Here is a 17,668-nt window from a genome sequence, read left to right as displayed (position 1 = left end):
GAACTGGGAGCGCGCAGTTTGTGCTTGATCAAGCGGAAGGGAGCGTAACCATGGGCGACGACAAGCGCGAGCGGATAATGAAGTCGGCTATGAGGATGTTCGCCAAAAAGGGCTTCTACAACACCAAGGTCGCAGAAATTGCTCGAGGAGCAGGAGTGGCCGATGGCACCACCTATCTCTACTTCAAGAGCAAAGACGACATTCTGATCTCTCTGTTTGAGACCCAAATGGAGCCCATCCTTGCCCACGTGCGCAAGGAGTTGGCAAAAGAGAGCACAGCCACGGGCAAACTGCGCCGGTTTGCGCAACTGCACTTTCAGATGGTGGAGAAGAACCAGGACCTGGCGATGGTCATCGTGGTGGAGTTGCGGCAGAGCGCCAAGTTCATGCACGAATATCCAGGCACCAAGTTCAAGGAGTACTTGGATGTGATCGGCGCCATCATCGAGGAAGGGCAGCAGAATGGCGAGTTCCGCAGCGACATTCACCCCAGCATTGCCAAGCAGGCCATCTTTGGCGCGTTGGACGGTTTGGCAACTAACTGGATTCTCTCCAAGCGGAGGAAACGCGGCCTGAGCGATTTGGCAGACCAAGTGGCTGACTTCTTTGTGCGCGGCGTGGCGGCGGGTGGCGCATAGCTTCCCTGCAAAAAAGGCTTTGACTTTTTGCCCGGGAGTGATAAATTCCATCGGGCTAAAGGAAGGCAGCCCAGTGGATGGTGCGCTGGGCGATCGCGCGGGGAAACGAACCCGTGCGCGCATTTAGTGGGAGGCCCGAACAATTGGCGAAGGACAGAGCAAGCAGAACTCGGACCTGACCAGTCAGTGCAGCGAGGAGCGATGGAGACGTTGATAAAACCGACGCGGGAAATCTACTGGAATGTTCCGGGCTACGGATGGCTCTATCTGATTTTCGTTGTCGCCTTAGTGGTCTTTGGGTATGGTGTCTATCGGCACGTGCGGTTGTGGGGCATGGGTAAGCCGGAAGACCGCACCGACCGACCACTCCTGCGACTGCGGCACCTGTTGGCGGATGGGCTACTGCAACGCGCGGTGCTGCGCGAGGCTTTTCCGGGGTTAATGCACGCGCTCATCTTCTTCGGCTTTGCGGCCTTGTTCATAGGCACGCTCCTCGTTTTCCTTCAGGCGGATTTTGGGCTGCAGATTCTACACGGGCGGTTCTACCTCTACTTTTCGCTGCTGTTGGATCTTTTCGGTGCCCTCTTCTTGGTTGGTCTGCTCCTCGCGGCGGTGCGTCGCTACGTGTTGCGCCCGCAGCGGCTCAACAACCGCGTCGATGACGCCGTGCTTCTTTCCTTGCTGTTCGTGATTGGCGTGAGTGGCTTCTTCATCGAGGCAACGCGCATAGCAGCCACCCTGCCGCCATGGCGGGCCTGGTCACCGGTGGGCAACTGGCTGGCTACCTTTGTGGCGCCCCTTGGGCAGGCCGACAAGTTGAGCCTGCATCGCCTTCTCTGGTGGGGACATCTCGTGGTGTCGATGGGCTTCGTCGCCTACCTCCCGTATTCCAAGCTCTTTCATATTCTCGTTTCGCCGGCCAATGTTTATTTCAAGTCCCTGGGGCCGCGCGGCGAGCTACTCCCCATCGACATCGAGAGCTCCGAGACCTTTGGCGTCACGCGCATGAACGAGTTCACCTGGAAGCAGCTTCTTGACTTGGATGCCTGCACCTCATGTGGCCGCTGCCAGGATGTTTGTCCGGCGCATGCTACAGGCAAGCCTCTTTCCCCGAAGCAGCTCATTCTCGACCTGAGGGAGCAGATGGGCCGCGAGGGGCAGTCGTCCCGCGCTGACACGCCCGGTCAGGGGACAAGGGCCCTGCTTGGCGAGGCCGTCGCCGATGAGGTGCTCTGGAGTTGCACGACCTGCTTCGCTTGCCAGGAGCGCTGCCCGGTGGCGATCGAGCACGTGCGCAAGATTGTCGACATGCGGCGGGCCCTGGTGCTCACCGAGGCTCGCTTTCCGCAGGAGTTGAATCCCGCGTTCAGGGGGCTGGAGACTAACGCCAATCCCTGGGGGATCTCCAGCGCCAGCCGTGCCGCCTGGACTGAGGGACTGGGAGTGCCCAGCATTCAGGAGCGTCCCGATGCCGAGTACCTCTGGTTCGTGGGGTGCGCAGGATCCTTCGACGATCGCGGCGTGAAGATTTCGCGGGCGTTGGCCCACCTGCTCAATGCCGCCGGGGTGAGCTACGCGGTGCTCGGCGCGGAGGAAAGCTGCTGCGGGGACCCGGCGCGCCGGGCCGGCAACGAGTACGTGGCCATGACCCTCATGCAGCAGAATGTCGAACTTTTCGGACGCTATGGGGTCAAGAAAGTGCTCACTTCATGCCCACACTGCTACAATGTGCTCAAGAATGAGTATCGGCAGTTTGGCGGCTCCTACCAGGTGGTGCATCATTCGGAACTGTTAGCCCAACTCTTGGCAGAAGGGCGGTTGCGGCCAACCGGCTCCGTGGCGAGCGAGGTGGTTTTTCACGACTCTTGCTATCTGGGACGGTACAACAACATCTACTCCCGCCCGCGCGAGGTCTTGCAGGCGGCCACGGGCAAACCACCGCGCGAGCTCTCGCGGCACAAGCAGCGCAGCTTTTGTTGCGGCGCCGGCGGCGGCAGAATGTGGATGGAGGAGAGGCTTGGCACCCGCATCAACCACGCGCGCACCGATGAGGCGCTCGCCACGGGTGCGCAGACCCTGGCGGTTGCCTGCCCCTTCTGCTTGATCATGTTGGATGACGGTGTGAAAGACCGAGGCGCAGAGGAAAGAATGCGTGTGTTGGATATTGCCCAGGTCCTGGCGCAGGTGGTGTGACGGTTCATTCGCAGCGGCAGGCATCATACGAGGGTGGCGTGGTTCGCTATGTGGCAAAGATTCCGGAGTGGCCTGAAGGAGAACGGCCGCGGGAGAGGCTCTTAACGCACGGCCCGGAGCCGCTGGCCGACGTGGAGCTGCTGGCCATCATTCTCCGCACCGGCTCGGGCGGGGCCACCGCCTTGGACCTCGCCCGCCATCTGTTGCACAAGTATCATGGCTTCCGGGGGCTGGATGCGCGCTCGCCGGCCGAGCTTTGTCAGGAGACAGGAATCGGTCCGGCCAAGGCCGCCCAGATCAAGGCAGCCTTCGAGATAGGCAAGCGGCTGTTCAAAGAACAGAGTCGGGTGGGCGACAAAGTGGCCTCCAGTGCGGACGTGTACGCGCTCGTGCGTGGTCACATCCGCGACCTGCCACGCGAGGTGTTCAGAGTGCTCTTTCTCACCAGCCGCAACAAGCTGCTTGATGAGAAGACCGTTTTCGAAGGGAGCCTCACCGAGAGCGTGGTCAGTCCGCGGGAAGTCGTCTACGAGGCGCTGTCGCGGCAGGCGGCTGCGGTGGTCTTTGTGCACAACCACCCCAGCGGCGATCCCACGCCTTCTCAGGAGGACAAGAGCATCACCAAGATGCTCAAGGATGCCTGCCAGCTGGTGGGAATCACCGTGTTGGACCATGTGATCATAGGCAAGGACTCGTACTTCAGCTTTGCCGACGAAGGGCTGCTCTGAGAGAGCGGGTCTTCCGGCAAGGTCGCCAATGCCCAGGCAAGGAGACAGAGGTGGAAATCGCGCGTGTGGTCGGCACCGTCGTGTCGACGTGTAAGGACGAGAAACTGGACGGCAGCAAACTGCTCATCGTCAATTTGCTCACCCCGGAGGTCAAGCCGACTTCAACCTATCTGGTGGCCGTAGACACAGTCGGTGCCGGAGAGGGAGAGGTGGTGCTCATCGTGCGCGGCAGCTCGGCACGCATGGCCAAGAACATGACCACCACTCCGACCGACACCAGCATCATTGGTATCGTGGACACCTTGGAGGTAGAAGGAAAGGTGGTCTTTCAGAAGTTCCGGGAGTAAATGGCCTCTGCGGGAGAAGGAACGCACCGTGAAACTCGGCAAGGTCATTGGCAAGCTCTGGTGCACGCGCAAGGACGAAAAGCTGGCCGGCGTGAAGCTCTACGTCATGCAGCCTCTGGACAAGGAGCTGCAGCCCTTGGGCAAACCCCTCATCGCTGCTGATGGGGTGGGTGCAACGGAGGGGGAGATTGTCTACTGGGTCAGCGCCCGCGAGGCCTGCTACGCCATCGATGGACGGCAGATCCCTTCGGACTGCTCAATCGTGGGGATCCTTGACGACATCTACGTGGCCCCCGAGGCCAAGGAGAGGTGAGCGATGGTTATCGGCAGGGTGGTGGGCAACATTCATGCGACCATCAAGAAGGCCTGCTATCAGGGGCGAAAGCTCCTGTTGGTCCAGCCGGTGGCGCCTGATTTGACGCCCTTGCGCGACCTCATCGTGGCGGTGGACAGCGTCGACGCGGGGGAGGGCGACCTTGTCCTGGTGGCCCAAGAGGGGAAGGCTGCAGCCGACATCTTGGGCATGAAAGAGGTGCCGGTGCGCAGCGTGGTGGTGGGGGTGATTGACCATTTCGACATGACACAACAAGAGAGAGGGTGAAGCGTGGCGCAATCTGTGTTTCAGGTCAAGCGGGAGATTATCGACATTTGCCAGCGCATCTACCAGCGCGGCTACGTGGCCGCCAACGACGGCAATGTCAGCGTGCGGTTGGACGACAACCGGGTGATCATGACCCCGACGGGAATGAGCAAGGGCTTCCTCAAGGTCGACCAGCTGGTCATGGTCGATATGCAGGGGCGACAAATCGGCGGCACGCTCAAACCATCGTCCGAGGCTCTCTTGCACCTGGACATCTACAAACAGCGGCCCGATGTGAACGCGGTGGTCCATGCCCACCCGCCCACAGCAACGGGATTTGCCGTAGCCGGCATCCCGCTCACCAAGTGCGTTCTGCCAGAGGTGATTATCAGCCTGGGTGGCGTTCCCCTTGCAGAGTATGCGACTCCGGGTACCCCGGAGCTTCCGCAGGTCATCCGCGACTATCTGAAAGATCACGATGCCGTGCTTTTGGCCAACCACGGGGCGCTGACCATTGGGCGTACCCTCATCCAGGCACACTATCGCATGGAGACCATCGAGCATTTTGCCAAGATCATGCTGGTGGCCATGCAGCTTGGCAGGGTGAACGTCCTGGAAACGGAGCGCGTGAATCAGCTTCTCGAGTTGCGGCAGAGGCTCGGCCTCGACCACGGCCGACCAGCCTGCGAACCGTGTGAAACTGCTGCAGAGTCGGCGGCGCGTTCTGCAGGGCTGCCAGGCGATCTTTACGCCGAGTTAGACCGCGTGACGGAGGAAACCACCGAGCGGATGATCGCATCCGTGAGGCAGTCCTCGCGGTAAAGGGCGTCCTGGTTGCGGAGAGGGGAGGGTTAGCCATGAGAGTTGTCTCTTTGGGGGCCGGGGCCCTGTGCTTGCTGTGCGGTCTATGCCTATCGACGCAGGCGCAGGAAAAAGGCGATATCTCGGCCTTACTCCAGCGGGCCCAGGGCTCATACGATGCCGGGCGTTACCTGGACGCCGCCAATCAGCTCCGCCAGGCACTGCGCTTAGTGAACAAGGCAATCGTGGCCCAAATGGAGGGCCTGCTGCCGGAACCAGAGCGAGGGTGGGAGGCCCAGCCCACGCAAGCTGACGCGGACGAATTCAGCCCGCAGGTGGGGCTGAAGGTGCGTCGGCAGTACGTGAAGACCAACAGCGCCCAGAGTGTGGAAGTGGAGGTGGCCATAGGGGCGCTTGATGCGGGCGTACTTGCGATGTGGTTGGCCAATCCGATTCAGATGGAGCGGGCACGCGAGGGGAGTAAGCTCATCACCATCGGCACGCGACGCTGGGTCGTTAAGTACGACGAGCGCGACCAAACGGCTGAGTTGGCCACCGTGGTTGGCACTGACCGAGTGGTGCTCGTCCGTGGTTACAGCCTGCGCAGTGCCGAGCCGGCCGAAAAGTACGCCGCACGCGTATCTTTGGAGACTCTGGAGCGCCTGTTCAGATAATGGACCCGATGGGTGCCGGCATGCCCATTGGCGCTTTGCGCAGCACTTGAGGTTGCAAGGATTGCGGTGCGCATACCTGACGACAAGATCAATGAGGTGCGGGCGGCCTCCGATATCGTTGAAGTCGTCTCTGCCTACGTTACCCTGAAAAAGAGAGGCCAGAACTACTTCGGCCTTTGCCCTTTCCACACTGAGAAGACCCCGTCTTTTGCTGTCAACCCCCAGCGACAGATATTTCGTTGTTTCGGATGTGGCGCGGGTGGTAATGTCTTCACCTTTCTCATGCGCATAGAGAACATCACCTTTCCCGAAGCGGTCCTTCGCCTGGCGCAGCGCGCAGGCATCTCCATTACCCTGGAGCGTCTCGATGAGGAAGAGGCGCGCGCACGAGAAGCGGTGTATGCAGCCAACCGGATGGCAGCAGAGTTCTTCTACCGTAATCTCGTTAAGGCGCCGGAAGGGGCCGCGGCGCGCTCCTACCTCCAGGCCAGACGCTTGGAGCTCGGGCAACTGGGCAAGTTTGGCCTCGGTTATGCGCTGGACCGCTGGGACGCACTGGTTGCCTATGCTGCGACAAAGAGCATGGGGGCAGAGGTGCTGCTTGCAGCCGGCCTTGTCGTCTCGCGGACCGATGGCGGCTACTACGACCGTTTCCGTCACCGGCTGATGTTCCCATTTTTCGACCTCATGGGCAAGATCGTCGGCTTCGGTGGGCGCAGGCTCAAGGAGGAGGAGACGGCAAAGTACATTAACTCGCCGGAGACCATAGTCTACAAGAAAGGCTCCATTCTCTACGGCCTCTACCAGACCAAAGAGTTCATTCGCCAGGCCAATTCGGCGATTTTGGTGGAAGGGTACATCGACCTCTTGAGCCTCTTCCAGCGGGGTATTCGCAATGTGGTTGCTTCTTCTGGCACGGCGCTCACCGAGGAGCAGGCAGGCCTGCTGCGCCGTTACTGCCAGGAGGTGGTGGTCTTGTACGACGCGGATTCCGCCGGATCCTCGGCCGCCATCAGAGGGGCCGACATTCTCATTGCGCGCGGGCTGGACGTGAAGGTGGCGCGGCTGCCTGCCGGCCACGATCCGGACACTTTCGTCAATGAGCGGGGCGCGGAAGCGGTAGCTGCCTTGGTCAGCGAGGCGAAGAGCTTGGTGGAGTTCAAGATCGAGGCGCTCCGCCAGGCCGGCTTTTTCGAAACCCCGGAGAAGAAGGCGCGAGCTATCCACTCCGTGGTGGAGTCGATTGCGGTAATTCCGGACGAGATCAAGCGCAATCTTGTCGCGCAGCAGGTGGGCCAAATGTTGGACATGGACGAGCGCGTGATCGTGGCGGCGGTGAACCGCCTGCGTCGTGGAGAAAGGTGGGACACAGGGCGTCTTGCAGGCGCCGGTGGCGCAGCCCCAAGTGCCACCAGGGGCGAGCTGGCGGAGAAGGCGCTGGTCTCGATGATGGTGCGCACGCCTGAAACCGTCTCGGCCATACGGCAGCACCTGGCCGTGGAGGACTTTCGTCACCCGGGGCTGCGCGGTTTCGTGGCCGAGCTGTGGCAGGCGGCCGACCAAGGACGGTCATTCGAGCCAACCGCCAGCGTCAGCTTCCACGCGGACCCGGAGGTGGCCTCTCTGGTGGTGACAGCCATTGCTGAACAAGACGAGCGCTCGGCCCTTTCGCCAGCTGAACAGGAGAAGCTCATGCGTGACTCCATCATCACGCTGCGCCGGCGCCCTTTAGAGGAAGAGATGCAGGCAGTGCGCACGCAGATCAAGGAGCTGCAAGGAGCCAAGAAGAGCACTGCCGAGGCCATCGCCCGCTACAAGGAGCTGGTGGATGCCCTCAAAGGCATAGAGAGTATTTTCGAGGCGGGCAAGTCGACTTTGCCGCAAGACGATCCGCAGCCATGGTGAACGAAATCGGTTGGGAGCGACAGGGAAAAAGCGCTTGAAATTGAGGGCGGAAATGTCTAAACTACCAAGCGCCACAGGCGGGCCTCCTCGCGCGCGTACCCGAAGGGTCATGGTGGGCGATGTGGCCATAGGCGGTGGGGCGCCGGTCTCGGTGCAGTCGATGACCAAGACGCACACCGCGGACGTGCCTGCCACCCTCGCGCAGATTCGGCGCCTGCAAGAGGCAGGGTGCGAGATCGTGCGCGTGGCCGTGCCCGACCAGGAGGCGGCTGAGGCGCTCCCCGGCCTGGTGCGCCAGTGCAAGCTGCCGGTGGTGGCCGATATCCATTTCGACTACCGGCTTGCCCTGGCGGCCTTGCAGGCCGGGGTGCACAAGCTGCGTATCAACCCTGGCAATATCGGTGGTGCAGAACGCGCTGAGAAGGTGCTGCGAGAGGCCAAGGAGCGAGGAGTACCGGTGCGCATCGGCGTGAACGCCGGCTCGCTGGAGAAAGACCTGTACGAGCGCCACGGAGGCGCGACGCCCGAAGCACTAGTTGCCAGCGCCTTGCGACAGGTAGAGCTCTGCCAGGACATCGGCTTCGACGACATCGTCCTGTCGCTCAAGGCTTCGGATGTGCTCACCACCATCGAGGCGTACCGGCTCATCGCACGCCGCGTGGACTTCCCTCTCCACGTGGGTATCACCGAAGCTGGCACCCGGTGGACCGGCACCATCAAGTCGGCAGTAGGCATTGGGGTGCTCTTGGCCGAAGGGATCGGCGACACCATCCGCGTTTCTTTGGCCGGCGACCCAGTGGAGGAAGTGCGGGTCGGCTGGGAAATTCTCAAGAGCCTCCGCCTGCGCAGACGTGGCGTGACCGTCATCGCCTGCCCGACCTGTGGCCGCACCGAGGTAGATGTGGCAGCAATCGCCGAGGAGTTGGAGCGCCGGCTGGCTGCGGTGAACAAAGAGCTGACCGTGGCGGTGATGGGTTGCGCCGTTAATGGGCCAGGCGAGGCGAAGGAGGCCGACGTGGGGGTGGCGTGCGGCAAAAAGTCAGCCCTGCTTTTTCGCCGGGGCACCGTCGTCGGCAAGATCCGCGAGGAGGAGATTGTCGAGCGTCTTCTTCGAGAGGTTGAGGAGTGGCCGTCTATGGGCCACACAGGGCCAAGAACCAGCAGAGAAGAGGTGCTATGACGGCAACAGGAGAGACCGCCTTGGTGTTTGGCGGCGCCGGCCTGGTAGGCTTTCAGGTCTGCCGGCGCATCGCCAAGGATCTGAAGCCTGCACGACTGGTGGTCGCCTCCCTCTACCAAAGAGAGGTGCGAGAGGCGATCAAAGAGCTGCAGAAGGAGTTCCCCACCGTCCAGTTCGAAGGGTGCTGGGGCAATGTGTTCACAAGGGCCGAATTCTCCCATCGTGACCGGGCGGAAATCTTGGAAAGCCACACCTGGCGGCGTGCCATCTTTGACGACGTATTCGGCGAGAAAGAGGCGGCTTTCAGCACTTCCCGACTGGTGGAGATCATCCTGCAGTACAAGCCGGCCATCATCGTCGACACCATCAACACCGCCACTGGCATAAGCTATCAGGACGTGCACACCACTTCGCTGGAGATCGCCCACCTGTTGCGCAGCAAGTGGGATGAGGCAGCAAACCGAGGCGAGAGCGAACTGCACCTCAGCAAAGCCGATGTGCGGCTCATCGAGACGCTGCTGGTGAGCCAGTCCATCCCGCAACTCATTCGGCACGTGCAACTCATCTGGGACGCCATGGTGCAGGTGGGCACGCGCGTGCTCGTCAAGGTCGGCACCACCGGTACCGGCGGCATGGGTCTCAACATCCCCTACACGCACAGCGAGGACAAACCCAGCGCACGCCTGATGTCCAAGACCGCGGTGGCCTTTGCCCACACGGGTTTGCTTTTCTTGCTGGCACGCACGCCAGGCGGGCCGATCGTCAAAGAGCTCAAACCTGCGGCAATGATCGGCTATCGCAAGGTCGACTATCGCACCATCCGCCGCCACAACGAACCGGTCAAGGTGTTCGCCAGCAAAGTGGAGCCTTTGGGAAGCCAGATGGACCTTACGCCGCGCAAGGACTTTGCTGAGGCCGGCGAGTTGATGATGGTGGGCGTGGATACCGGCGAGAACGGCTTCTTCACTCTGGGTGAATTCGAGGCGATCACCTCCATGTACCAGATGGAGTTTGTGACCCCTGAGGAGATCGCGCAGAATGTGGTCTTGGAGATCAAAGGGAGCAACACTGGCAAGGATGTGATTGCGGCCATCGATGGCGCGGTGATGGACCCGAGCTATCGCGCGGGGTACCTGCGCCAGCCGGTGATCAACGAGATGCAGGCCTTGGAGAAGCGCACTAATTCCCACAGTGTCGCCCTCGGGCAGCTCGGTCCCCCGGAGTTGTCCAAGTTGCTCTATGAGGCGCATCTCCTCAAGGTGAAGTACAAGACCTTGGAGGCAGTCGTGGCACAGGACCCGGAGGCGATCTCCCGCGCCCTGCTCAGCTATCTCAAGCGGCACCCCATTCGCAATGTGATCACGTCCATTGGCGTGCCCATTCTCCTGCCGGACGGCAAGCACATCATCCGTGGGCCACGCGTGAACATTCCCGAGTACCGGGGGCAATGGACAGTTCCGGTGAGTCCGGAGGCCGTGGAGCGCTGGGCAGCGAAGGGCTGGGTCGACTTGCGCCCGCAGAACTGGGCGCTGTGGCAGGAGCGCTTCCGGGTGATGCTGCGCTCGGCAGCAGGATTTATCAGCGAGGGCTCGGCGGCGTTTGGGCTATCGACGTACCTGTGGAAGGAGATCCGCATCGGTGAAGTGGTTGGGTGGATTTTCAACAACGACCCGAAGATCGCCGGCTACCGCATCAAGGCGCTGTAAGGCTGCCTGGCTCCTACCCGGGTTGCTGGCCTGGGCGACTGGATTTTTGCCAGTGCAGGGCGTGGCGCAGACTGTTGAGACGCGCCCGTTAGCAGTGTACAGCAATCCGCGCACGTGGCAGGCGGACTTTGTGTGGAAGGGCGTGGTCAAGCCTTCTCCCAAGCAAGGCGAAGCACCGCGCCCCGGCAAGGGCGACGAACCGGTCGTGCTGTACGTCTGGGTCAGCCGTCCCCGCACTTGGGACGAGCAGTGGGCGCACGAGCCGAAGTGGAAGGGGGCAAGACCCACCATGTCGGTTCTCGAGCCTGCGTACGGCAATCGCATCGACGTGTGGGCCAAAGATGTGGCCACCACCGGCGATTCGCTCATCATCCGCCGCAGCATGCAAATCACCTCGTTCGAGGTCAATTACGCCATTGACCCGCAGCGCGTGGGACCCTATGACCGGCGCAGCGAGGTGGTTCGTCGCTACACGAGGTCAGAAGGCGGGATTCAGGCTGGCGGCGAGGTGCGCAGAACGGCCCGCGCAGTTGTCGGCGAAGAACGGAATCCCTACTTGCGCGCCAGACTCATCTTTCGATGGATCGTCGCCAACATGAGCTACGTGCAAAGGGTGGAACGCCATGATGCGGTAGAAGGGCTGCTGGCGCGCCAGGGCGACAGCGCGCAGTTGGCCATGGTCTTTGTCGCCATGTGTCGCTCGCTGGATATCCCTGCGCGGCTGGTCTGTGGGCACTGGACCACCGGCGACCGTGGCGCCCACGTCTGGGCGGAGTTCTACCTCCCGAACTACGGGTGGATACCTGCCGATCCTGCCTCTGCCAAGCTTGCCAGTCCTCGCGAGGCAGGAGAGGAAGTGCTCAAACGATTTTTCGGTCACCTGGACAACGAGCGCATCGTCATTTCCAAGGGGACCAACATCGTGCTGTGGCCAAAGGTCACTGGCAAGTGGCTCAAGGATTTTGGCTTAGAGGCAAACGGCACGGTGCGCTTCATGCTGATTGCCGACTTTGCTTTGCAAGGTATGGATGGCAAAGTGAAGCACAGCTTTGTCTGGTCGTTCGAAGAGAGAGACTGAGGCGAGGAGCGGAGGGGCTGGATGCAGCAATTGGTGGAGTGTGTACCGAACTTTAGCGAGGGGAGAAATCGTGCCGCCATCGATGCCATTACCCGGGAGATTGCCGACACTGAGGGTGTCAAGCTACTCGACGTGGATCCAGGGGCAGATACCAACCGCACCGTGGTGACGTTTGTGGGCACACCGGCTGGGGTCGTGGAGGCGGCTTTCAAGGCGATCAGAAAAGCCGCCGAACTCATCGACATGAGCAAACACCGCGGCGCACATCCACGCATCGGCGCGACCGATGTGTGTCCTTTCGTGCCCCTGGCAGGCTGCACCATGGCTGACTGCGTCGCTTTAGCGCGCCAATTGGGCGCCCGTGTCGGGGAGGAACTGGGCATTCCGGTCTATCTTTATGAAGAAGCTGCCACCCGTCCGGAGCGGAAGAACTTGGCGGACATCCGCCAGGGAGAATATGAGGGCCTGCCAGCGAAGCTCAAGGATCCGGCGTGGGCTCCGGATTTCGGGCCGGCGGTATTCAACCCCAAAACCGGGGCGACGGTCATCGGCGCGCGTGAATTCCTCATCGCCTACAACATCAACCTCAATACCCGCGACCGCCGCCTGGCCCAGGAGATCGCCTTGAACATCCGCGAGAGCGGCCGCCTGCAGCGGGACCCAGAGGGCAACATCCTGCGCGATGAGCACGGCAACCCGTTGCGCAAGCCCGGCAAGTTCCAGGCGGTCAAAGCGGTCGGCTGGTACATCCCCGAGTACAAACAGGCGCAGGTGTCCATCAATTTGGTGAACTACAAGGTCACGCCGCCGCATGTGGTGTTCGACGAGGTGTGCCGCGAGGCTGAACTGTTGGGATTGCGCGTCACCGGCAGCGAGCTGGTGGGGCTCATTCCCTTGGAGGCATTGCTCATGGCTGGGCGCTACTACTTGCAGAAGCAGGGGCGCTCGCCAGGCCTCCCCGAGAGGGACTTGGTGGACATCGCCGTTCGTTCACTCGGCCTCAACGACATCTGCCGCTTTGAGCCGGAGAAAAAGATCATCGAATACCAGGTGGGTGAACGACGGGGACCACTGGTCCGCATGGCCGTGGCAGAGTTTGTCGACGAGCTCTCCACCGAGTCGCCGGCACCGGGTGGCGGCAGTGTAGCGGCGCTGGCCGGCGCCTTAGCGGCTGGCCTGGCAGCCATGGTGGCCAACCTGACCGTGGGCAAGAAGGGGTACGAAGGGGTGGCGGGCGAGTTGCAGGAGGTGGCTACCAGGGCGCAAACGCTCAAGGATGCCCTGCTGGCAGCGGTGGACGAAGACACCCGCGCCTTCAATCGGGTGATGGACGCGTTCGCCTTGCCGAAAAGTACCGACGAGCAGAAGCAGGCCCGCCATGCCGCCATCCAGGAGGCAACCCGTGGCGCGACGCAAGTGCCGCTGCAGGTGATGAAGCACGCGGTGCAAGCCTTGGAGCTGGCAGCGGTGGTGGCAGAAAAGGGGATGGCTACTGCAGCGAGCGACACCGGAGTCTCGGCCCTCATGGCCAGGGCAGCGGCAGAAGGGGCGGCCCTTAACGTGCGCATCAATCTCGGCTCGCTGGAAGATCAAGATTTCGTGGCTACAAGCAAGGCCACCGCGGAGCAACTGGTCAAGGTGGCGCGCAACCTCGCCGAGCGCGTGCTGAGTGCTGTTGAGGGCAAGCTCTCCTGAGGGGGTGCTACCGATGCACCCCGGCCGTTTCTGTTCAGGCCTCTGTCTGGCGGGTGGCTTTGTCCTCATGATGGCCGCCTGCCGTCCGAGGGCCCCGCAGCTCACCGCGCAGGTGGAGTTGACCGCTCCGTGGGTGCTGGACAGCCTGCAGGCCATGCCTGGTGTGCGCGTCGTGGCAGTTGAGGAGCGGAGGGCATTGGTGCGCCTCAGCGAGCGCCAGTTCCTGAGGCTGAGCGAGCGTGGGTATGAGCTCGCGCTCGTGGTCCCCCTGAGCGAAGCGCCCCATATTCCGTCTTGGTATCCTCAGCGTGCCCAGGTGGAAAGCCGGCTGCAGGCGTTGGCAGATTCATTTCCTCATTTGGCGGCCCGACACCAGATCGGAAAGGCATCTGCAGGCCACCCTGCGATTTGGGCGCTCAAGATCTCCGATAATGCTGCCAGCGAGGAAGACGAACCGGCTGCCATTTTCTATGGAGGTCTTCACGCGGACGAAGCGCTCGGTGTGATGGCCTGCGTGCACCTGGCAGAGGAACTGTGCGCCCGTTACGCCACCGATAGCAGTCTGCGGAGCCTGGTGGACAACGCCGAGATTTGGGTTGTGCCGCTGCTGAATCCTGAAGGCTACGAGCTGGTGCTGAGCCGGCGAATCGGGTTTCCCTGGTGGCGCAAGAACCTGCGGGACAACAACGGCAACGGCATCTTCGAACCGGCGCATGACGGGGTTGACCTCAATCGCAATTTCGGCTTCAACTGGGAAGCGGGAGGCAGTGGCGACCCCAGCAGCTGGTACTATCGCGGCCCGCACCCGTTCTCGGAGTGGGAGACTGCGGCCATAGAGAGCCTCTCGGTGGCACGGCGCTTTGTCGTGGGCATCGGCTTCCACAGCCATGGGCGGAAAGTACTCTACCCCTGGAGCAATGCCCCTGAGCCGCCTGACGCGAAGCTGCTCAAGGAGACGGCTAACTCCCTGGCGAAATCCCTGCAGGCAAGCGGCGCGCACTACGATGTGCTGCCGCTCAACGCCCAGTCAGGGCAGAGCTCGGTATGGCTCTACGGCGCCTTGGGGACGTTGGACTTTACCATCGAGCTGGGGACTGAGTACTTTCCTGAGGAGCCTGAGGCGGAAAAGGAACTGCGCGGCGCAGTGCAGGCTGCCATTGACTTGCTCGCGCGATTGGCCGGTCCCGGCATTCGTGGGCAGGTGGTAGATGCCGGTACAAAGGCGCCACTCCATGCGCAGGTTTCGGTCGCCGGTCTTGACAACGACGCTATTTGGCCCCGTATGACCGACCCAAGGACTGGCCGGTTCTATCGGCTGCTGGAGCCGGGTTTATACCAGCTGCTCGTGCGCGCGAAGGGACACCGCCCGAGACGTCTCCAGATTCGCGTCCACGAGGGACCGGCGGAGGATGTAGTCGTCGAGCTGGAAGCCGAAGATAGTGCCCGAGGAAGTGGTGGTGCGCCGTAGGAGTCCTTCAGAAGAGGTTTTGCGAGAGACAGACGTTACTCCGGAGCCTCTTTTCGACTGTGTGGGCATTGGCGTCTGTGCGGTAGACCATGTGTCGCTCCTGGAGCGCTATCCGGGCGCCAACGAAAAGACCGAGGCGCTGGCCTACACGGTGCAAGGAGGCGGGCCGGTGCCGACCGCCTTGGCGACTGCAGCGCGGCTGGGGGCCACCTGCGCGTACGTCGGCAAGGTGGCGAGGGATGCCGAGGGTGATTTCGTGTTGGCGCAGCTTGCCCGTTTTGGCGTGGACACCAGCATGGTGGTGCGCGCGCCCCGGGGTTTCACACCGCGCGCGATGATCTGGGTCGAGCAAGGGTCGGGGCAGCGTACCGTCGTGCTCAATCGGCCGGCAGGATTTGGACTCAGGCCTAAGGAGGTGCAGCGCACGCAGGTTCTCCGTGGGCGCATACTCCATCTGGACGGCCGGGAGAGCAAAGTTGCCCTGGCTGCAGCGCGATGGGCTAGGCACGCCGGACGCACGGTGGTCTGCGACCTGGGGAGCCTGCGGGACAACACTGAGCTCCTTTTGCGGCATGTCGACTATGCCGTTGTGTCGACCACTTTCGTCCGGCAGCTCTACGGGGACTGCGAGCTCGCGCTGGCCGCCCAGCGTCTGCTGGATTATGGGCCACGTGCGGCGGTGGTCACTGCGGGCGAGCAGGGATGCTGGTGCGCGACCGACGGCCGGCTCTTGTACCAGCCTGCCTTTCCGGTCGCGGCAGTGGATACCACGGGTGCCGGCGATGTGTGCCACGGCGCCTTCATCTTCGGCTTGAGCCGGGGGTGGGAACTCCCTCGCGTGCTTCGCTGGGCAAGCGCAGCCGCGGCCCTGAAATGCACAAAGCTCGGGGGACAGGCGGGGATCCCGACTTTGGCCGAGGTGAAGAAGCTGCTGGCGGAGGATGAGTGGGCAGAAACCGGTGCTGCTTACAAGTCCGTCGGCAAGGCGGGCCAGGAGCCCCTTGGTTGCGCCAAGTGAGCGGTGCAGCGGTTGGCGCTCCGTTCTGGCATGAGGTTTACCTGCGCCGTGCTTTCATTGGCGGCTGTGGCGATTCGCAAGATGACAGTTCTCTGCGGGTACCCAGCCTGGCTGGGATGGGGCCGCGCTGAGGACCGAGCAGAAGAAAGGCGATGGATAAGGTTTCCCAAGCGAAGAGGTGAGGCATGCGATCGAAAACAATCATGTGCGCAGCAGCGGTAGTGGTAGTGGGTTTCTTTGTCGGTGGGTGTTCTCACAAGGAGAAAACCCGGGCCCAGGGTATCCCTTGGCTGTATGACATCGGGCAAGGCATCGCCTTGGCGAGGGAGCAGGGTAAGCCGCTCATGGTGGACTTTATGGCAACGTGGTGCCCACCGTGCAAGGCAATGGAGGACTCGACCTTCAGTAACCCTGAGGTCATCCGCAAGGCAGCAGAGTTCATTCCAGTACGGATCGATGTCGACAAACAAGGCGATGTGGCGAACAAGTACAACGCCAACGCGCGGAAGTACAACGGGGTGGGCATTCCAAACGTGCTGTTCATGACCGCGGAGGAGCAGGTGCTGGTGCACCCCATCGGCTATCGCTCACCGCACGCGTTCCTTGCTGTTATGGATTCGGCACTGGCACTGTACAGGTAGCGGCAGAACAGAGGACTCGTACAAGGAAACCAGGAGTATGAGGATGATGCAGAAGAGATTTATTGCATGGAGCACACTTGCACTCGCTGTGATTCTTGCTGCCCAGGGCTGGGCGCAGCGACCGGGCAGGGTTGTCTACGTCAACGCGGATAGTGAGAACCTGCGAGCGGCTCCGGCTGGGCAGATCATCGGCAAGGTGAACCGGGGTACACCGCTCGAGGTGGTGGAAGAGACCGACAAATGGATGCGCGTGCAACTCACCGCTTGGATCTGGAAGGGCTCCGTAGGCTACACGCGGTCCTTCGACAAGGCCACTGCCCTTAGGGCGCTGCACATCCTGGTGAAGACCAGAGCCGAGGCTGAGGACATCCTGCGCCAGCTTCGCGAGGGGGCGGATTTTGCCGAACTGGCCAAGAAGAGGTCGATTAGCCCAACTGCCGCCTCGGGTGGGGATCTGGGTTACTTCGACCCCCAAGACTTTGACCCTGCCTTTGCTCAGGCCATCACCGCCCTCAAGGTGGGAGAGATCAGCGGCATCGTGGAGACGAAGATAGGCTTTTCCATCTTCAAGCGGCTGAAGTGAAGGTGAACGGCGCCCTGACGGCGACGGATGGGGTATGCTCAGATTTCCACCGGCCGCAGATTTGTGCAGGTTGCGGGCCGTGGCCTGCTAACGGAGGCCACGCAGCACTGCCGAAACACTAAGAAGTCTCCGATTTTTTGACTGAACGCAATTTTCCGCTTGACTTTTGGCGCGGCCGTGGGTATATTAGACAGAGGTCGGCCTAACGCAGGACCATTGGTTTGGAACTCGAGGACGGTTGAAGTCGAGCGTTCTCATCATAACTGCAGCTCATGACTGACACAGGTAGGGAGCAAGCAAAGAGGGAAGGAGGTGCATAAAGCTAAGAGTACGCGGCTCATCCACTGAGTAGCTTACCGTCAACCTTACAAGGGAGTGTCGCACATGAGGAGGAGACTCGCCTTAGTTGGTATGATGTTGGCGGCGTGCGGTC

Annotated in this window: 17 protein-coding genes; all 17 read left to right on the top strand. The window is 61.8% G+C overall.

The genetic code is table 11. The annotated features are described in order from the left end of the window. Positions 1 to 20: 20 nt before the first annotated feature. The 17 genes from H5U38_04375 to H5U38_04295 all read left to right on the top strand — a co-directional run bounded on the left by H5U38_04375 (position 21) and on the right by H5U38_04295 (position 17,235). A complete protein-coding gene (locus tag H5U38_04375) occupies positions 21 to 638 on the top strand; it encodes a TetR/AcrR family transcriptional regulator (GenBank protein MBC7186256.1) in 618 nt (205 codons plus the stop codon). Positions 639 to 839: 201 nt separating this feature from the next. Beyond that, positions 840 to 2,831 carry a 4Fe-4S dicluster domain-containing protein gene (locus H5U38_04370; GenBank protein MBC7186255.1) on the top strand — a complete coding sequence of 664 codons (1,992 nt, stop codon included), beginning with the start codon at positions 840 to 842 and terminating at the stop codon, positions 2,829 to 2,831. Positions 2,832 to 2,881: 50 nt separating this feature from the next. Beyond that, positions 2,882 to 3,559 carry a DNA repair protein RadC gene (radC, locus tag H5U38_04365; protein MBC7186254.1) on the top strand — a complete coding sequence of 226 codons (678 nt, stop codon included), beginning with the start codon at positions 2,882 to 2,884 and terminating at the stop codon, positions 3,557 to 3,559. Between the two features lie 50 nt (positions 3,560 to 3,609). Then, positions 3,610 to 3,906 carry a EutN/CcmL family microcompartment protein gene (locus tag H5U38_04360; GenBank protein ID MBC7186253.1) on the top strand — a complete coding sequence of 99 codons (297 nt, stop codon included), beginning with the start codon at positions 3,610 to 3,612 and terminating at the stop codon, positions 3,904 to 3,906. A gap of 28 nt (positions 3,907 to 3,934) precedes the next feature. After that, positions 3,935 to 4,219 (top strand): EutN/CcmL family microcompartment protein, encoded by a 285-nt coding sequence (locus H5U38_04355; GenBank protein ID MBC7186252.1) that lies wholly within the window; start codon positions 3,935 to 3,937, stop codon positions 4,217 to 4,219. A gap of 3 nt (positions 4,220 to 4,222) precedes the next feature. Beyond that, positions 4,223 to 4,507, top strand: coding sequence for a EutN/CcmL family microcompartment protein (locus tag H5U38_04350; protein ID MBC7186251.1), 285 nt, complete (start codon positions 4,223 to 4,225; stop codon positions 4,505 to 4,507). Positions 4,508 to 4,510: 3 nt separating this feature from the next. Beyond that, positions 4,511 to 5,308 (top strand): class II aldolase/adducin family protein, encoded by a 798-nt coding sequence (locus H5U38_04345; protein MBC7186250.1) that lies wholly within the window; start codon positions 4,511 to 4,513, stop codon positions 5,306 to 5,308. Between the two features lie 35 nt (positions 5,309 to 5,343). Continuing rightward, positions 5,344 to 5,961 (top strand): hypothetical protein, encoded by a 618-nt coding sequence (locus tag H5U38_04340; GenBank protein ID MBC7186249.1) that lies wholly within the window; start codon positions 5,344 to 5,346, stop codon positions 5,959 to 5,961. A 66-nt stretch (positions 5,962 to 6,027) separates the two neighbouring features. Then, positions 6,028 to 7,866, top strand: coding sequence for a DNA primase (locus H5U38_04335; GenBank protein ID MBC7186248.1), 1,839 nt, complete (start codon positions 6,028 to 6,030; stop codon positions 7,864 to 7,866). 52 nt (positions 7,867 to 7,918) lie between these two features. After that, on the top strand, positions 7,919 to 9,046 hold the full coding sequence (gene ispG, locus H5U38_04330; protein MBC7186247.1) for a flavodoxin-dependent (E)-4-hydroxy-3-methylbut-2-enyl-diphosphate synthase: 1,128 nt from the start codon (positions 7,919 to 7,921) through the stop codon (positions 9,044 to 9,046). Then, positions 9,043 to 10,752, top strand: a complete 1,710-nt coding sequence (locus H5U38_04325) for a hypothetical protein (GenBank protein MBC7186246.1) — start codon at positions 9,043 to 9,045, stop codon at positions 10,750 to 10,752. The genes ispG and H5U38_04325 overlap by 4 nt, the downstream gene beginning before the upstream one ends. Positions 10,753 to 10,813: 61 nt before the next feature. Further along, positions 10,814 to 11,830 (top strand): transglutaminase domain-containing protein, encoded by a 1,017-nt coding sequence (locus H5U38_04320; GenBank protein MBC7186245.1) that lies wholly within the window; start codon positions 10,814 to 10,816, stop codon positions 11,828 to 11,830. Between the two features lie 21 nt (positions 11,831 to 11,851). After that, entirely contained in the window at positions 11,852 to 13,525 is a 1,674-nt protein-coding gene (gene ftcD, locus H5U38_04315) for a glutamate formimidoyltransferase (GenBank protein ID MBC7186244.1), read from the top strand. Between the two features lie 13 nt (positions 13,526 to 13,538). After that, positions 13,539 to 14,993: a carboxypeptidase regulatory-like domain-containing protein gene (locus tag H5U38_04310; GenBank protein ID MBC7186243.1), complete on the top strand. Its 1,455-nt coding sequence runs from the start codon at positions 13,539 to 13,541 to the stop codon at positions 14,991 to 14,993. Positions 14,994 to 15,012: 19 nt separating this feature from the next. Beyond that, positions 15,013 to 16,011: a sugar kinase gene (locus tag H5U38_04305; GenBank protein ID MBC7186242.1), complete on the top strand. Its 999-nt coding sequence runs from the start codon at positions 15,013 to 15,015 to the stop codon at positions 16,009 to 16,011. 185 nt (positions 16,012 to 16,196) lie between these two features. Next, a complete protein-coding gene (locus H5U38_04300; protein MBC7186241.1) occupies positions 16,197 to 16,652 on the top strand; it encodes a thioredoxin family protein in 456 nt (151 codons plus the stop codon). Between the two features lie 43 nt (positions 16,653 to 16,695). Next, positions 16,696 to 17,235 carry a peptidylprolyl isomerase gene (locus H5U38_04295; GenBank protein MBC7186240.1) on the top strand — a complete coding sequence of 180 codons (540 nt, stop codon included), beginning with the start codon at positions 16,696 to 16,698 and terminating at the stop codon, positions 17,233 to 17,235. The last annotated feature ends 433 nt before the right edge of the window (positions 17,236 to 17,668 follow it).

This window comes from Calditrichota bacterium, assembly GCA_014359355.1.
Lineage (GTDB): Bacteria > Zhuqueibacterota > Zhuqueibacteria > JANLFK01 > Oleimicrobiaceae > Oleimicrobium.
The sequence above is the reverse complement of the archived record's forward strand: the minus strand, read 5'-3'. Positions and strand labels throughout refer to the sequence as shown.

What these genes read in the sequence shown, in the direction of transcription:
- H5U38_04350 (MBC7186251.1), top strand. Translation starts at nt 4,223, where the DNA reads ATGGTTATCGGCAGGGTGGTGGGCAACATTCATGCGACCATCAAGAAG.
- H5U38_04295 (MBC7186240.1), top strand. Translation starts at nt 16,696, where the DNA reads ATGATGCAGAAGAGATTTATTGCATGGAGCACACTTGCACTCGCTGTG.
- H5U38_04325 (MBC7186246.1), top strand. Translation starts at nt 9,043, where the DNA reads ATGACGGCAACAGGAGAGACCGCCTTGGTGTTTGGCGGCGCCGGCCTG.
- ispG (MBC7186247.1), top strand. Translation starts at nt 7,919, where the DNA reads ATGTCTAAACTACCAAGCGCCACAGGCGGGCCTCCTCGCGCGCGTACC.
- ftcD (MBC7186244.1), top strand. Translation starts at nt 11,852, where the DNA reads ATGCAGCAATTGGTGGAGTGTGTACCGAACTTTAGCGAGGGGAGAAAT.
- H5U38_04370 (MBC7186255.1), top strand. Translation starts at nt 840, where the DNA reads ATGGAGACGTTGATAAAACCGACGCGGGAAATCTACTGGAATGTTCCG.
- H5U38_04300 (MBC7186241.1), top strand. Translation starts at nt 16,197, where the DNA reads ATGCGATCGAAAACAATCATGTGCGCAGCAGCGGTAGTGGTAGTGGGT.
- H5U38_04340 (MBC7186249.1), top strand. Translation starts at nt 5,344, where the DNA reads ATGAGAGTTGTCTCTTTGGGGGCCGGGGCCCTGTGCTTGCTGTGCGGT.
- H5U38_04310 (MBC7186243.1), top strand. Translation starts at nt 13,539, where the DNA reads ATGCACCCCGGCCGTTTCTGTTCAGGCCTCTGTCTGGCGGGTGGCTTT.